Genomic DNA, 15,654 nt, shown 5'->3' on the forward strand with positions numbered 1-15,654 from the left:
GCCGGCGTATCGACGGCCGCCTCGATGGCAACGGCTTTCTGCCGCCAATTGAGCATTACGGCTATCACCGCCTGCAGATTGGTGAGCGCTTGCTCACCATCGCCGTGGCGCCACCGGCTTGCCTTAGCGTGGAAGACTTGACCGACGGCCAACGCCGGCATATCTGGGGCCTGACCGCGCAGCTGTATTCCCTGCGCCGCGAAGGCGACGGCGGCCTGGGCGATATGCAGGCCCTGGCTGAACTGGCGCGCAGCGCTGCCCGTCATGGCGCCGACGCCCTGGCCATCAGCCCGATGCATGCCATGTTCAGTGCCTGGCCCGGCCAATACAGCCCGTACTCGCCGTCCAGCCGTCTGCTGTTCAACCCGCTGTATGCCACACCGGAAAACCTGCTCGGCGATGCCGCGGTGAACGATGCCTTGCAGATGTGTGGCCTGCACACACGCCGCCAGGAATTGGAAAGCCTGCCACTGATTGACTGGCCCGGCGTCACCGACAGCCGCCAGCGCTTGCTGCGCCAGCTCTACCAAACCTTCCGCGACCAGCACAACGCGCTCACGCCGGACTTCGACAAGTTTCTGCTGTGCGGCGGCGATGCCCTATTGCAGCACTGCCGTTTTGAAGCGCTACAAGGCTTTATGGTGCGCCACGACATGAGCGGCGACTGGCGCACCTGGCCCGAGCACTACCGCGACCCGCATCACGCCAACGTTGAGCTGTTTGCCGCCGACCATGCCCAGGAAGTGGGCTACCACGCCTTCTGCCAATGGCTGATCGCCCGTGGCCTGGGGCGCGCGCAAGCCGCCGCATTAAATGCCGGCATGAAGATTGGCCTGATCGCCGACTTGGCGGTGGGCGCCGACGGCGCCGGCAGCCAGGCATGGTCGCGGCAAGCTGAACTGCTGCAAGCGGTCACCGTTGGCGCGCCGCCGGACATTCTTAACCGTCAGGGGCAAAGCTGGGGCATTTCCGCGTTTTCGCCGCAAGGCCTGCGCCGCAACGGCTACCGCGCGTTTATTGAAATGCTGCAAGCCAACCTGGCCCATGTTGGCGGCGTGCGCATCGACCATGTCATGGGCCTCAAGCGCCTTTGGGTTACGCCACTAGGCGCACCACCGCAAGCCGGCGCCTACCTCAACTACCCGCTACAAGACCTGCTGCGTTTGGTGGCCTTGGAATCGTGGCGTAACCGCGCACTCATCATTGGCGAAGACCTCGGCACCGTGCCCGAAGGCCTGCGCGAAGAGCTGGCGCGTAGCCGCCTGTTGGGCATGCGCGTGCTGTTGTTCGAACAAAAAGATGGGGCGTTTATTCCCGCACCGCACTGGCCCGCCGATGCCCTGGCCACCACCACTACCCACGACCTACCCACCCTGCACGGCTGGATGCAAGGCCGCGATATTGAATGGCGTGAAAACGCCGGGCACACGACCAGCGAACACAGTGTCGACGACCGCAACCACCGTCACTGGGAAAAGCACAGCCTGCACAAAGCCCTGCAAGACTGCGCCCTGCTGCCGATTCGCGACAACAGCATCACCGAGCAGTTGGACGCCAGTGTGTCGTTTCTTGGCAGCACCCCGGCGCCCTTGGTGTTACTGCCTTTGGAAGATGCCATGGGCGAGTTCGAGCAACCCAACCTGCCCGGCCCCGGCGATATCCACCCCAACTGGCGGCGGCGCTGGTCGCTCAATGCCAAAGAAATACTCGACCACCCCGAACCCAACCAACGTTTGCAACGCCTGGACCAAGCCCGGCGCGCCCGCGATCACCTCGCCCCTTCTATGAGATCGCGCCATGACTAGCACCTCGTCAGCGGTAAAACCGCTTAGCGCCACCGTGCGCCTGCAATTCCATAAAGACTTCACCCTGGACGACGCCGTGCCGCTGGTGGCGTACTTCGCCGGCCTGGGCATCAGCCATGTCTATGCCTCGCCGATTCTGACCGCACGGCCCGGCTCTACCCACGGCTACGATGTGGTCGACCCCACCCGCATCAACCCTGAATTGGGTGGCGAAGCGGCGTTGCTGCGTTTGGTCAGCGAGCTGCGCGCCCATGGCATGGGCCTGATCCTCGATATCGTCTCCAACCACATGGCCGTCGGCGGCGACGCCAACCCCTGGTGGCTGGACGTGCTCGAATGGGGCCCCACCAGCCCCTACGCCAACTTTTTCGATATCCAGTGGCGCTCCCACGACCCGCTGATGGTTGGCCAACTGCTGGTGCCGTTTCTGCGCAGCGACTACGGCGAAGTATTGGGCGCTGGCGAAATCACCCTGCATTTCGACGCCGCCGAAGGCAGCCTCTACGCCCAGCACTATGCGCACCGCTTTCCGCTGCACCCGCCCTCTTACGCCGACGTGCTGAAAACCGCTGACAACCCGCAGCTGCTGTCCTTTGCCGCGCGCTTTGAGGCCTTGGATGTCGACCCACTGGCTTGGCATAACGCCCGGCAAATTCGCGCTGAGTTGGCAGAAGTGGCGTTGGTGCCGGAAGTCGGCCAAGCCATTGCCGATGCCGTGAGTCAGTTTGCCGTTGGCGATGACGCCGCCTTTAACCGCCTGCACCAACTCCTTGAGCGTCAGCATTACCGCCTCGCCAGTTGGCGCACGGCGGCGGACGATATCAACTGGCGGCGCTTTTTCGATATCAACGAACTGGGCGGCCTGCGCGTTGAACGCAACCGCGTATTTGAAGCCACCCATAGCAAGATCTTCGAACTGATTCAGCGCGGGCTGGTGGACGGTTTGCGCATCGACCATGTCGACGGTTTAGCCAACCCGGGCGCCTATTGCCGCAAACTGCGGCGCCGGGTGAATGGGTTATTGAGCAAACGGCCGCAAGCGTTGGCGGGCCAACCATTCCCCATTTACGTGGAAAAAATCCTCGCCGCCGGCGAACAGCTGGCGCAGAACTGGTCGGTGGATGGTACCACCGGCTACGAGTTTATGAACGAGGTGTCGCAACTGCAGCACGACCCCATTGGCGAGCTGCAACTGGCTGGTTTGTGGGAAGCGCGTAGCGGGCGTACCGCCAACTTTATGGACGAAGTGCGCGAGGCCCGGCAGCTGGTGTTAAGCGGCACCTTGGCCGGCGACCTGGAAGCCTTGGCCCAGGGTCTGTTGCTGGTGGCCCGCGACGATATCGCCACCCGCGACCTGACCCTAGGCTCGATCCGCCGCGCGTTGATGGAGCTGATTGTGCACTTTCCGGTGTACCGCACCTATGCCGGCGGCCATGGTCGTTCCGCGCAAGATCAGCTGTTTTTCCAACAAGCGCTGGAGGCTGCTCACGGTAGTCTGGGCGAAGCCGACTGGCCGCTGCTCGCCCACCTCGACCGCTGGCTCGGTGGCCAAGCACTGCGCCAGCTACCACCTGGCCCGGCACGTAAACAGCGGCAAAAACTGCTGACGCGCTTCCAGCAACTGACCTCGCCTGCCGCTGCTAAAGCCGTGGAAGACACCGCCTGCTACCGCAGCGCTGTGCTGCTGTCGCGCAACGACGTCGGCTTTGACCCGCAGCACTTCAGCGCACCATTGGACGAGCTGCAAGCCAGCTGGATCAAACGTGGCGAACAATTCCCCGACAACCTGCTGACCACCGCCACTCACGACCATAAACGCGGCGAAGACACCCGCGCCCGCCTGGCGGTAGTAAGCGAACGCTCCACCTGGCTGGTCGACCGTTTCGACAGCTGGTTTCGCCTGGCCGCGCCGCTGCGTGAAGAACTGGCCGACGGCATTGCACCGAGTCCTGGCGATGAAATGATGCTGTACCAAACCCTGCTCGGCAGTTGGCCGCTGGGTTTGCCCGGTGATGACCAAAAGGGCTTGAGCGCCTACCTTGACCGCCTGCGCGGTTGGCAGGAAAAAGCCCTGCGCGAAGCCAAACTGCGCAGCAGCTGGAGCGCCAATAACGAAGCCTACGAAGGCGCCTGCCGGCGCTTTCTCGAAGGCCTGTTGCAAAGCAGCGAAGCCGCCGATCTGCGTAACGAAATTGCCGCAGCTGCCGAGTCGCTTGCGCCTGCCGGTGCTCTAAATGGCCTGGCACAAAGCCTGCTGCGCATGACCACCCCCGGTGTGCCAGACCTGTACCAAGGCACCGAGTTTTGGGACTTCAGCCTGGTTGATCCGGACAACCGTCGCCCGGTGGATTTCGCCGCCCGCCAAGCCGCTTTCGCCCACCCTCGACCCGTTGCTGAATTGGTCAACGGCTGGCGCGGCGGCCAGGTGAAGCAGTGGCTGGTGCGCCGCACGCTAAACCTGCGCGCGGAGCACCATGACGTGTTTGCCCGTGGCCACTATGTACCGCTGCAAGTGACCGGCAGCCACGCCGCACGGGTGCTGGCCTTTGCCCGCCATCTAGACGATGAACGTTTCGCCATTGTCGTACTGCCGCGCCTTGCCGCCGGTTTATTGGATGGCAGTAGTACGCCACTGATCAGCGCCAGCGCCTGGGGCGACACCCAGTTACTACTGCCGCCGCACCTCTGTCACCACACGCTGAGCAGTGCCTACACCGCCAGCAGCTTTACCCCGGTGGAAGGTCGTTTACCGATTGCCACCGTTTTGCGGGATTTCCCGGTCAACGTGCTACACCCCTTTCAGGAGCCACGCCCATGAGCAGCATCGACGAAAAACGCGTCCGTGAGTTCGCTTTTCAAATCTGGGAATCGGAAGGCAAGCCCGAAGGCCAAGCCGACCGTCACTGGAAAATGGCGATCAAATTAGCCCAGTCCGAAGCCGCCGCGCCGGCTGCCAGTAAGAGCGTAAAATGCAAAACCCTGGTGTCGCCGAACCCGGCTATTCCAGCGGCGAAAAAGCCGGCCAAGGCTAAAGCCGAGAAACCCGCGCTGCTGGAACCAAAAGCGAAAAAAACACCGATCGAAAAGCCCGCCAAGCCCTCCAAACCTGTAGCGGAAAAAGCGCCGGCAGCAAAAGCCACCGCGCCTAAACCGCCGGCTGCTAAACCTGCGCCCAAACCCGCTGCCAGCAAGCCGCCAGTGCCCGAGAAAAAAGCACCGGCCAAAGCGCCAGCCGACAGCAAACCAGCGGCGAAAAAGCCAGCAGCCAAACCGCCAAAAGCCTGAATACCATGTGAGGACAAGACCCTATGACCAAGCCGCATAAATCGCCCAACGAGGCTCCGCAAGTGATGCGGCATTCACGGATATCCGAAGGCCACCCATTTCCATTGGGCGCCACCTGGGACGGTCTGGGTGTTAACTTCGCGCTGTTCTCGGCGCACGCCACCAAGGTTGAGCTGTGCCTGTTTGACAGCACCGGCGAAACTGAGCTGGAACGCATTGTACTGCCCGAATACAGCGATGAAATCTGGCATGGTTACCTGCCCGATGCGCACCCGGGGCAAATTTACGGCTACCGCGTATACGGCCCTTACGAGCCAACCGAAGGTCACCGCTTTAACCCCAACAAGTTGCTGATCGACCCCTACGCCAAGCAACTGGTCGGCAAGCTGCGTTGGTCCGAATCGCTGTTTGGCTACACCATCGGCCACAAAGATGCCGACCTCAGTTTCGACACCCGCGACAGCGCCAAATTTGTACCGAAAAGCAAGGTCATCGACCCGGCCTTTACCTGGGGTGAACGCCCCCATGTGCGCGTGCCGTGGGACAACACCATCATCTACGAAGCCCATGTGCGCGGTACCAGCATGCGCCACCCGGCGGTGGCCGAAGAACTGCGCGGCACCTATGCCGGGCTGATGAACCCGGACCTGCTGCAGCACTTTAAAAAGCTTGGTGTTTCCACCATCGAGTTGTTGCCCGTGCACGGTTTTGTCGACGACAAGCACCTGCTGGAAAAGGGCATGAACAACTACTGGGGTTACAACACCATTGCCTTTTTTGCCCCCCACGCTGGCTACTCTGCTACTGGCCACATCAACGAGTTCAAAGAGATGGTCGCCCACCTGCACGACGCAGGCCTGGAGCTGATTCTCGACGTGGTCTACAACCACACCGCCGAAGGCAACGAACTCGGCCCCACCTTAAGCATGCGCGGCATCGACAACGTTAGTTACTACCGCCTGCTGCAAGACAACAAGCGCCACTACATCAACGACTCCGGCACCGGTAACACCCTGGACCTAAGCCACCCCTGCGTGCTGCAAATGGTCACCGACTCGCTGCGTTACTGGGCCACGGAAATGCGCGTCGACGGTTTCCGCTTCGACCTGGCCACCATCCTTGGCCGCTACGCCGATGGTTTTGACGAGCGCCACAGCTTTTTGGTCGCCTGTCGCCAAGACCCAGTGCTAAGCAAAACCAAACTGATCGCCGAACCTTGGGACTGCGGCCCCGGTGGTTATCAAGTCGGCGGTTTCCCGCCCGGCTGGATGGAATGGAACGACCGCTACCGCGACAACGTGCGTGGCTTCTGGCGTGGCGACGAAGGCCAAGTGGCCGAACTGGCCAGCCGCCTGACCGCCTCGGGCGATTTGTTTAACCAGCGTGGTCGGCGCCCGTACGCCTCGGTGAATTTCATCACCGCCCATGACGGCTTTACCCTGCGCGACGTGGTGTCTTACGACCACAAACACAACGACGCCAACGGCGAAGACAATCGCGACGGCAGCGACAACAACCTGTCGTGGAACCACGGCGCCGAAGGCCCCACCGACGACCCGGAAATCCGCAGCCTGCGCCTGCGGCAAATGCGCAATATGCTCGGCACCTTGCTGCTGTCACAAGGCACACCGATGTTGGTGGCCGGCGATGAATTCAGCCGCACCCAAGGCGGTAACAACAACGTTTACTGCCAAGACAACGAGCTGGGTTGGGTCGACTGGAACCTCGATGACGAAGGCAAAAGCCTGCTGGAATTTACCCGTCGCCTGATCAGCCTGCGCAAAGCCTTCCCGATTCTGCGCCGTGGCCGTTTCCTGGTTGGCCAGTACAACGAAGAGCTGGGGGTTAAGGATGTCACTTGGCTGTCGCCATGCGGCAACGAGATGACCCCGGAACAGTGGGAAGACCCGCACGCCCGCTGCCTGGGCATGCTCATGGATGGCCGCGCGCAACCCACCGGCATTCGCCGTAAAGGTGCAGATGCGACGCTGCTGTTAATCCTTAACGCCCACCACGACGTGGTGAATTTCACCCTGCCAGAGGTGGCCCAAGGTTCCGGCTGGACCTGCCTGCTTGACAGCAACCGGCCTGACGATCGCGGCAACGAGCAGTTTGAATTCGGCCACGAATTTATCGTGACCAACCGCTCGCTGCTGTTGTTCGAGCTCCAGCGCGATACCCGCGCATGATCAGGAGCACGACACATGCAACGCCACTTCAGCGAAGCCGATCTGCGGGCCTTTCTCAGCAGCGCGCCGCTACCGGCGCGCCAGCCTGGCGAGGTGCTGCAACAGCTGGTTGATAACGGCCTGGACCGCCTGCCCTACCCGGGCAGCGGTGCCACCTTGCAACGCTGGCGCGGTTTGGCCAGCGTGGCAGGCGCCGACCTTAGTCTGTGCAAACTCTACGAAGGCCACACCGACGCGATGGCCATCATCGCCGAGGTGCAAGGCCATGAATTCAGCATGCCTGCTGCCAGCACCTGGGGCATGTGGGCAGCCGAACCACCGCAGGCCAAAGTCCAACTCAATGCCCGTACCTCCAGTCACGAAGTACGCCTGGATGGCCTTAAAGCCTGGTGCTCCGGCGCCGCGCAAATCAGCCATGCGTTAATCACCTGCTGGGACGAAGAAGGCCAACAGCAATTGGTCGCCGTCGCCCTGCAACAACCCGGTGTGGAGGTCACGAGCAACGGCTGGAACGCCGTCGGCATGGCCGCCAGCGGCAGCGTTGAAGTGCGCTTCGAACAGGCGCGCGGGCATTTGATCGGCGTACCTGGCGCCTACCTGAAGCGCCCCGGTTTCTGGCAAGGCGGAGGCGGTATCGGCGCCTGCTGGTTTGGTGCCGCGCAAGCCCTTGGCGAAGCATTACGCAGCCACTGCAATAAACGCAGCGAACCCCACGCCCTCGCCCACCTTGGCGCGTTAGATACCGTATTAACCGCCACCGTAGCCAGCCTGCGCGCCACCGCCGCGTGGATCGACGAACAGCCGTTCGCCAACGCCGAACTGCCGGTACGCCGCCTACGCAGCCAATGTGAATACGCCGCCGCCCAAGCCCTTGAACACGTCGGCCGCGCGTTGGGCGCAGCGCCCTACTGCCGTGATGAAAAATTTGCCCAACTGCTAGCCGACCTGCCTGTCTACGTTAGACAGAGCCATGCAGAACGCGACCTTGCCGCTCAGGGTGAGCGGGTTGCCGAACTACCAGAAGGAAGCTGGACGCTATGACACCCAACCTGATCAACAGCCAACTTATCGGCACGCCCTTGCAGGCATGGAACCGATCCCGGCGCTTGGCTGCCGTGCCAACCACCGGCATTGAGCAACTGCTGCCGGCCGGCTCGCGTGCCGTGATTGTTGCCCCCCACCCCGACGACGAAGTGCTCGGCTGTGGCGGCTTGATGCAAATGCTCGGGCAGCAACAAATTCCCATGCTGCTGATTTCCGTGACCGCCGGTACCGCCAGCAATATGGGCTCGCACTACTGGACACCGCAGCGGCTGAGCATCGCCCGGCCGCTGGAAAGTGCCCAGGCATTGCGCCGGTTGGGTCTCGACCAGAGCCAATACAAATGGCTGCACGCCGGTTACCCCGACACCCAAGTAAACCTGTTCGAAGACGAGCTCAGTCAGTTTCTGCTCGGCTACTTGCAGCCAAACGACGTGGTCTTTACCACCTGGCGCGCCGATGGCCACAGCGACCACGAAGCCACCGCCCGCGCCTGCCTGGCGGCATGCGAACAGGCCCACGTACCGCTGCGAGAAATCCCCATCTGGGCCTGGCATTGGGCCGACCCGGAAGACCACCGTATTCCCTGGGACCGGGCACGCAAACTGCCCCTCGACACCTGGACGCAAGCGCGCAAACGCCATGCGATTCAGGCCTTCGCCAGCCAGATTCACCCCGACCCGCTCGCCGACCTGCCGCCGGTATTACCGGCCTGTGCACTCGATCGCCTGCAACAACCGTTTGAACTGCTATTTGTCTGAGGGCTGGCGTATATGAGTGTGGCTGATAGCTACTTTGAAGGCATGTTCCAAGCCGATGCCGACCCTTGGTCCATGCGCACCCGCTGGTACGAACAACGCAAACGTCAACTGACCCTCGCCTGCCTGCCCCAGCGCCAGTACAAAAGCGTGCTGGAACTGGGCTGCGCCAACGGCGAACTCAGCGCCAAGCTGGCTGAACGCAGCGGCCAACTGCTGTGCTGCGACACCTCAGCCACTGCCCTGGAACTGGCCCAAACGCAGCTAAAACACCGCGGCAATGTGCAGTTCTGGCAGGGGCGCTTACCTAAACAATGGCCACCGGGCAAGTTCGACCTGATCGTGTTCAGCGAACTGGGCTACTACCTCGACAGCCATGACCTGACCCAACTTATTTTCAGCATGCGCTACGCCCTGGCCCCAGGCGGCACGGTGCTGGCCTGCCACTGGCGGCCCAGCATCGATGGCTGCCCACACACCGGCGACCAAGTGCACCACGAACTTCACCATTTACTACGTATGCCGCGCCTGGTCTGGCACCAGGAAGCAGATTTGCTGCTGGAAGTGTGGTGTGAAGACGCCACCTCAGTAGCCGAACATGAAGGGCTGACCCGGAGAGAAACATGATTGGCGTGATCATTCCCGTACACAACGAAGAAGCCCTGCTTGGCGATTGCCTGATGGCCGTGCAACGTGCCGCCGCGCACTGCGCCCTGGACGGTGAGACCGTGCATATTTTGGTCGTACTCGACAGCTGCACCGATGCCTCGGCACAAATCGCCCTCGCCCATGGCGTAGCGACCATTGCCGTAGACGCCCGCAACGTTGGCGAAGCGCGCGCCCGAGGCGTACGCCTACTGATCGACCAAGGTGCGCGCTGGCTCGCCTGCACCGACGCCGACAGCCAAGTCGCCGAAGACTGGCTAGTGGCGCAACTCAGCCTGGAAACCGACGTGGTTTGCGGCACCGTACAAATTGGCGACTGGGGCGACATCCCGGACAGCGTGCAAGCCCAATACAGCGGCCGCTACCACAACGGCGACGGCCACCGGCATATCCACGGTGCCAACCTCGGCTTTAGCGCCAATGCCTACGTGCGCGCGGGCGGGTTTAAACCCCTGACCGTCGACGAAGACGTAGAACTGGTCGCCAGCTTCCAACGCAGCGGCGCCACCATCGCCTGGAGCAGCAGCCCCCAGGTCACCACCAGCGCGCGCCTGGAAGTACGGGTTGAAGGCGGCTTTGCCGCGTACCTGCGCAACCTGCATATAGAGCAGCAAGTAGTGGCCTGACACCGTACGCGCCGTCGTAGGGTGCGCTGCGCGCACCAGGCGATTTGTGCGTATACCCCGTGGTGCGCACAGCACACCCTACGGGCGAACCCTGCCTCTAGCATTCGCGACAGTCGTAGTTGGGTTGAGCCTCCGGCGAAGCCCAACAGTTACACCGCACACCATCCTGTTGGGCTTCGCTGCGCTCAGCGCCAACCTACGGGTTGCTGGTTGTTTCTTCGGGGGCTTCAGCGGCGAGCTTTAAGCGGTCAGCTTTGCTGATGTATTTGGGCTTATTTTTCGGTGCCAATTTGGCGTTGGCTTTTTTCGCGTGCGCCTCTAGCAACTGCTTAATTTTTTTCCGACGGTTCATAGCTTTCTACTCGGTTTTTGAACACCACCACGGCGATTGGCTACTGCTAGCCGTGGGCATGGTCCTTGATAAAGTCGATAAACGCCCGCAGCGGCGACGGTACGTAACGGCGTCCAGGGTAGTACAGATATTGCCCAGGAAAACTCGGCCACCAGTCTTCCAGCACCGGCTCCAGCGCCCCGCTTTCTAGATGCGGACGCAGCCAGTCTTCGAATAAATAGACGATGCCCAGGCCATCAATGGCCGCTTGCACCGCCAGGTCGACAGCGCCACCGATACGCACAATCAATGGCCCGCAAGGGTCAACGGTCAGGCTCTCGCCGTCACGTTCAAACTCCCACAGCGGCAGTGAACCGCTGGGAAATTTGCCCCGCAAGCAGGCGTGCTGCAGGAGCTCACTGGGGTGTTGCGCACGGCCACGGGCGTTGAGGTAAGCGGGCGACGCCGCCGCAGCAAAGCGTTGCCTGCGCGGGCCAATGGGCACGGCGATCATGTCTGGCTCCAGGCGTTCGCCGTAGCGAATACCGGCATCGCAACCGGCCGCCAGCACGTCGACAAAGCTTTCATCGACGATCACTTCCAGGCGGATATCCGGGTAGGTGTGCAAAAACGGCGTAATGATCGCCGGCAGCACCAAGCGCGCCGCGCTCAGTGGCACATTGAGTTTCAACGTGCCGGAGGGCCGGTCGCGGTAGTCGTTGACCACATCCAGCGCCGACTCCACTTCCCCCAGCGCCGGCACAATGCGTTCCATCAAGCGCGCCCCCGCCTCGGTCGGCACCACACTGCGGGTGGTGCGGTTGAGCAGGCGTACACCAAGCCCCGCCTCCATACGCCGCACGGCATCACTCAGGCTGGAGGCCGATTTACCGCTCAACCGCGCGCCCTCGCGAAAACCGCCGGCCTTTACCACGGCAACAAAGGCCAGCAAGTCTTGAATATCCGCAGCCACTGTTCTTGCTCCCGTACAACCTGTGCCGATTGCAGCGCATTATCAGCACAATGGTCAATGCCTATAGTGGGCCTACTTCCCCTGAACTCAGCATAAACAAGAGGCACACCCCATGAGCAACGCCCGCCAGGCCGGTACCTTTCTACTCGGCGACCGCACCGTAAACCGCATGGGCTACGGCGCCATGCAACTCGCCGGCCCACAGGTATTCGGCCCACCCAAAGACCACCACGCCGCGCTCGCCGTGCTGCGCGCGGCCGTAGAAGCCGGCGTCAACCATATCGACACTTCCGACTTCTACGGCCCGCACGTCACCAACCAACTGATCCGCCAAGCCCTGCACCCCTATGCCGATAACCTGGTCATCGTCACCAAAGTCGGCGCCGTGCGCGGTGCTGATGCCTCTTGGAACCCGGCCCATAGCCCGGAAGAACTGACCCGCGCCGTGCACGACAACCTGCGCAACCTCGGCCTCGATGTGTTGGACGTGGTCAACTACCGCGCCTGGGGCAGCCTGCATGCCCCCGACGAAGCCTCTATTGAAGAAGGCTTTACCACCCTCGCCGAACTGCAACGCCAAGGGCTGATTCGCCACTTGGGCTTGAGCAATGTCTCCGCCGTACAAGTGAAAGAGGCACAGAAAATCGCCCCGGTGGTCTGCGTGCAAAACCACTACAACCTCTCCCACCGCGCCGATGAAGCGTTGATCGCCGAACTGGCCGCGCAAGGCATCGCCTACGTCCCGTTTTTCCCCCTCGGCGGCTTTAGCCCGCTGCAATCGGAAACCCTCTCCAGGGTCGCAGCGCGCCTGCAAACCTCACCGCTCCGAGTGGCATTAGCCTGGCTACTGCAACGCTCGCCAAACCTGCTGCTGATTCCCGGCACCTCATCGGTAGCGCACCTGCACGAAAACCTCAGCGCTAGCGAGCTGGTGATTGCACCCGAGTTGTTGGCGGAGCTGGATGGGCTGGCCTAACGACAGAGGCACAAGTGTCTTGGGCCATGGCGTAGGCCCTTTTAATGGCTAATGCCAGTACAACGCCGTGATAGGAATAGGCAATACTCCAATCCGATCCGGCATAGGCCCAAGGCGCCTCCCGCCCTAGCATAAGCGCACCCCCACCACACCGGAGTGCGCAGTATGTCCGCTATAAAAACCCTGTTTATCACTGGCGTTAGCAGCGGCTTTGGCCAAGCCCTGGCGCAGGAAGCGCTCGCCGAAGGCCACCGCGTTATTGGTACGGTGCGCAGCCAAGCGGCCTTGGCCGCCTTCGAAGCCTTGCACCCCAACCGCGCCCATGGCGTGCTGCTCGACGTTACCGACTTTGCTGCCATCGACTCGGTAGTGGCCGACGTGCAAACCAAGCAGGGGCCCGTTGATGTGCTGGTCAACAATGCCGGCTACGGACACGAAGGTATTTTTGAAGAGTCGTCCCTTGAGGACATGCGCCGCCAATTCGACGTAAACGTGTTTGGCGCAGTGGCCGTCACCAAAGCCTTCGTGCCGTATTTTCGTAAGCGCCGGGCTGGGCATATCCTCAACATCACCTCCATGGGCGGCTATATCACCATGCCCGGCATTTCCTATTACTGCGGCAGCAAATTCGCCTTGGAAGGCATCTCCGACACCCTGAGCAAAGAGCTGCAACCCTTCAATATTTTCGTCACCGCCGTGGCCCCCGGCTCCTTTCGCACCGACTGGGCCGGCCGCTCCATGCACCGCACCCCGCGCAGCATCAGCGACTACAACGAAAGCTTCGACCCCATCCGCCAAGCCCGCGAAGCAAAAAGCGGCCAGCAGCTGGGCGACCCACGCAAAGCCGCCCGCGCCATGTTGGCGATAATCGCCAGCCCAACCCCACCCGCGCACTTACTGCTGGGCAGTGACGCCCTGGCCTTAGTGCGTGACAAGTTGCAACGCACAGCCGAGAGTATTGAGCAATGGCAAGCCCTCAGCTGCTCAACCGACGGCTAAGGTTAAACGCAAAAAAGAGTGTCGCAGATGGCCAAACCGCGAGACCCCAGCACAGCCCGCATGGTGCAGTTGATGGCGCACCTGGCGCCGACGGAAGGCTACAACCTCAGCGCCGTGGACGACGTGCGCTTTCTGCGCAGCAATCGGCCGCTCACCCGCACGCCGGTGCTATACGAGCCCGGCATTGTCATCCTCTGCCAAGGGCGTAAACGCGGCTACCTCGGCGACGACGTGTATATCTACGACGCCCAGCACTACCTGGTGGTGTCGGTGCCCGTTCCCTTCACCATGGAAACCGACGCCAGCGAAGCCGAGCCCATGCTCGCGGTTTACCTGCGGCTGGACTTCACCCTGGCCAGCGAACTGATCGAGCAGGTCGACCAAGTGCGCGGCTTCAGCGTCGCCGAACCCATGGGCATGTACGCCTCGGCCATGGACGAGCCGCTGCGCCAAAGCACCCTGCGCTTTCTAGAAATAATGGGCGAGGCCACAGACGCCGCCATCCTTGGCCCCGCCATGCTGCGGGAAATCTACTACCGCATCATCACCGGCGAACAAGGCGGCACCCTGCGCGCGGCCATCAGCCAACAAGGCCAATTCGGCAAAATCACCCGCGCCATTCGCAAAATCCACAGCGGCTACCACCAACGTCTGAGCGTCGAAACCCTGGCCCACGAAGCCCAAATGAGCGTGCCCAACTTTCACCTGCACTTTCGCAAAGTGACCGATGCCTCGCCCATGCAATACCTCAAATCCACCCGCCTGCACCAAGCACGCTTACTGATGCTGCGCAACGACCTGAGCGCCGCCAAAACCGCCTTTCTGGTCGGCTACGAAAGCCCCTCGCAATTCAGCCGCGACTTCAAACGCCTCTTCGGCCGCACGCCGCTGGCGGAAGTGGCCTGGATGAAACGCACCTATGCGCTGCCGGCGCCGACATCGCCTTCGGAATTTGTGTCGTCGCATTGAACCCGCGTCGGTCGGCACCACGCTCCCGGGATCAACCCTATCGACACCTCCGACTTCTAAGGCCCACACATCACCAACCAACTGATCGGCGAAGCCCTGCGCCACTATGCCGATGGCCTGGTGCTCGACACCAAAGTCGGCGCCGTACGTGGTGCCGATGCCCTCCTGAAAGCCCGCCCATAGCCTCGAAGCCCCTCGCCCCTAGCCCACTGCTGGCCGGTAGCCAAACATAGACACACTCTCGGCAACTCCGTAATGTGCGCCCAAGTTATGCCCGCCTCCGCCCGCCAAACGTCGCGCACGATGCCGTGACACTTAAACGGAACAGGGAATTGCGCATAAACAGGGACCGTTATCAGACACAACGACGACAGAACTGACGTCACTGTGTCGCCTACTTAATAGCCGAGTAGCAGCGCGCCATGAAAGGACTCAAAACCACCGACCTGCAGGTTGGCACTGGCACACTTGCCGAGCACGGTATGAACGCTGTCGTGCACTACAACCTGTATCTACCCCAAGGTGAAGAGTGCGCCAGCGGCGTGCTGTGCATTTGCGTAGGCGGTGACCGGCAAACCTATCCGACCGTGACCGAAGGCATCTTGGGTATGAGAGTTGGAGGCAAACGCGAATTAAAGTTTGGCCCACAGCTCGCCTATTACGAACATCGGCAAAACCCCAGCATCCCAAAGCGCGCGGCGCTTCGCTATGAAGTTGTTTTGATCTCATTAGAGCCAGGTTTCGGGCGACCTACACCGTGCCAAGCGCAGTGATGAGGGAAGTATGAAAAGACCAGCACCCACTCAACGTACGCCCTATCCAATAGTTCGAGCACTTGCACTCCTGGCATTAACCTTCTTCAGCATTCACGCCCATGCTTGCCAATGCGTTGCATTAGACATGAAAAAAATCAGCGCCACTTCATACTCAATTTTTGAGGCAAAAATTACGGCTCAAGTAATCACCCAGGTCGGCGACGAGGAAGTCGTAGCCTCCGAGTTTACAATTATTAGCGTGCACAAAGGCAATCCTATGG

Annotated in this window: 15 protein-coding genes and 1 pseudogene; 14 read left to right on the forward strand and 2 right to left on the reverse strand. The window is 61.6% G+C overall.

Annotated features, from left to right (window positions below; all coding sequences use genetic code 11):
* The 8 genes from malQ to AAAB16_RS20220 all read left to right on the forward strand — a co-directional run.
* Nucleotides 1-1,805 (forward strand): 4-alpha-glucanotransferase (malQ, locus tag AAAB16_RS20185; RefSeq protein WP_340664930.1); only part of this gene is annotated, 1,805 nt, incomplete at its 5' end.
* Entirely contained in the window at nucleotides 1,798-4,623 is a 2,826-nt protein-coding gene (locus AAAB16_RS20190) for a malto-oligosyltrehalose synthase (protein WP_340664931.1), read from the forward strand. The genes malQ and AAAB16_RS20190, both read left to right, overlap by 8 nt.
* Nucleotides 4,620-5,090, forward strand: a complete 471-nt coding sequence (locus AAAB16_RS20195; protein WP_340664932.1) for a DUF2934 domain-containing protein — start codon at nucleotides 4,620-4,622, stop codon at nucleotides 5,088-5,090. Before AAAB16_RS20190 ends, AAAB16_RS20195 begins: the two co-directional genes overlap by 4 nt.
* A 65-nt stretch (nucleotides 5,091-5,155) precedes the next feature.
* A complete protein-coding gene (gene glgX, locus AAAB16_RS20200; protein ID WP_340664944.1) occupies nucleotides 5,156-7,279 on the forward strand; it encodes a glycogen debranching protein GlgX in 2,124 nt (707 codons plus the stop codon).
* Nucleotides 7,280-7,294: 15 nt separating this feature from the next.
* On the forward strand, nucleotides 7,295-8,320 hold the full coding sequence (locus tag AAAB16_RS20205; RefSeq protein ID WP_340664933.1) for an acyl-CoA dehydrogenase: 1,026 nt from the start codon (nucleotides 7,295-7,297) through the stop codon (nucleotides 8,318-8,320).
* On the forward strand, nucleotides 8,317-9,081 hold the full coding sequence (locus AAAB16_RS20210; protein WP_340664934.1) for a PIG-L family deacetylase: 765 nt from the start codon (nucleotides 8,317-8,319) through the stop codon (nucleotides 9,079-9,081). Before AAAB16_RS20205 ends, AAAB16_RS20210 begins: the two co-directional genes overlap by 4 nt.
* A gap of 12 nt (nucleotides 9,082-9,093) precedes the next feature.
* Nucleotides 9,094-9,705, forward strand: coding sequence for a class I SAM-dependent methyltransferase (locus AAAB16_RS20215; protein ID WP_340664935.1), 612 nt, complete (start codon nucleotides 9,094-9,096; stop codon nucleotides 9,703-9,705).
* On the forward strand, nucleotides 9,702-10,370 hold the full coding sequence (locus AAAB16_RS20220; RefSeq protein WP_340664936.1) for a glycosyltransferase: 669 nt from the start codon (nucleotides 9,702-9,704) through the stop codon (nucleotides 10,368-10,370). The genes AAAB16_RS20215 and AAAB16_RS20220 overlap by 4 nt, the downstream gene beginning before the upstream one ends.
* Before the next feature lie 196 nt (nucleotides 10,371-10,566).
* Here AAAB16_RS20220 and AAAB16_RS20225 read toward each other — a convergent pair whose 3' ends face one another.
* Together AAAB16_RS20225 and AAAB16_RS20230 are read right to left on the reverse strand one after the other, a co-directional pair.
* Nucleotides 10,567-10,722: a DUF2986 domain-containing protein gene (locus AAAB16_RS20225; protein WP_340664937.1), complete on the reverse strand. Its 156-nt coding sequence runs from the start codon at nucleotides 10,720-10,722 to the stop codon at nucleotides 10,567-10,569.
* 46 nt (nucleotides 10,723-10,768) lie between these two features.
* Nucleotides 10,769-11,674: a LysR family transcriptional regulator gene (locus tag AAAB16_RS20230; protein WP_340664938.1), complete on the reverse strand. Its 906-nt coding sequence runs from the start codon at nucleotides 11,672-11,674 to the stop codon at nucleotides 10,769-10,771.
* A 112-nt stretch (nucleotides 11,675-11,786) separates the two neighbouring features.
* On the opposite strand from AAAB16_RS20230, the gene AAAB16_RS20235 reads away from it, so the two are divergent.
* From AAAB16_RS20235 to AAAB16_RS20260, 6 genes and pseudogenes are all read left to right on the forward strand, one after another.
* The gene (locus AAAB16_RS20235; RefSeq protein WP_340664939.1) at nucleotides 11,787-12,650 is read left to right on the forward strand and encodes an aldo/keto reductase family oxidoreductase; all 864 of its coding nucleotides are present in this window, start codon (nucleotides 11,787-11,789) and stop codon (nucleotides 12,648-12,650) included.
* A 165-nt stretch (nucleotides 12,651-12,815) separates the two neighbouring features.
* The gene (locus tag AAAB16_RS20240; protein WP_340664940.1) at nucleotides 12,816-13,649 is read left to right on the forward strand and encodes an oxidoreductase; all 834 of its coding nucleotides are present in this window, start codon (nucleotides 12,816-12,818) and stop codon (nucleotides 13,647-13,649) included.
* 27 nt (nucleotides 13,650-13,676) lie between these two features.
* Complete coding sequence (locus AAAB16_RS20245) at nucleotides 13,677-14,618, forward strand: AraC family transcriptional regulator (protein ID WP_340664941.1); 942 nt, start codon at nucleotides 13,677-13,679, stop codon at nucleotides 14,616-14,618.
* Between the two features lie 21 nt (nucleotides 14,619-14,639).
* Nucleotides 14,640-14,780, forward strand: a pseudogene (locus AAAB16_RS20250) (oxidoreductase); the annotation flags it as partial.
* A gap of 260 nt (nucleotides 14,781-15,040) precedes the next feature.
* Entirely contained in the window at nucleotides 15,041-15,391 is a 351-nt protein-coding gene (locus AAAB16_RS20255) for an FKBP-type peptidyl-prolyl cis-trans isomerase (protein WP_340664942.1), read from the forward strand.
* Between the two features lie 10 nt (nucleotides 15,392-15,401).
* The coding region (locus AAAB16_RS20260; RefSeq protein ID WP_340664943.1) for a hypothetical protein at nucleotides 15,402-15,654 on the forward strand (253 nt) is incomplete at its 3' end.

The organism is Pseudomonas sp. (genome assembly GCF_037994325.1).
In the GTDB taxonomy this organism is placed as follows: domain Bacteria; phylum Pseudomonadota; class Gammaproteobacteria; order Pseudomonadales; family Pseudomonadaceae; genus Aquipseudomonas.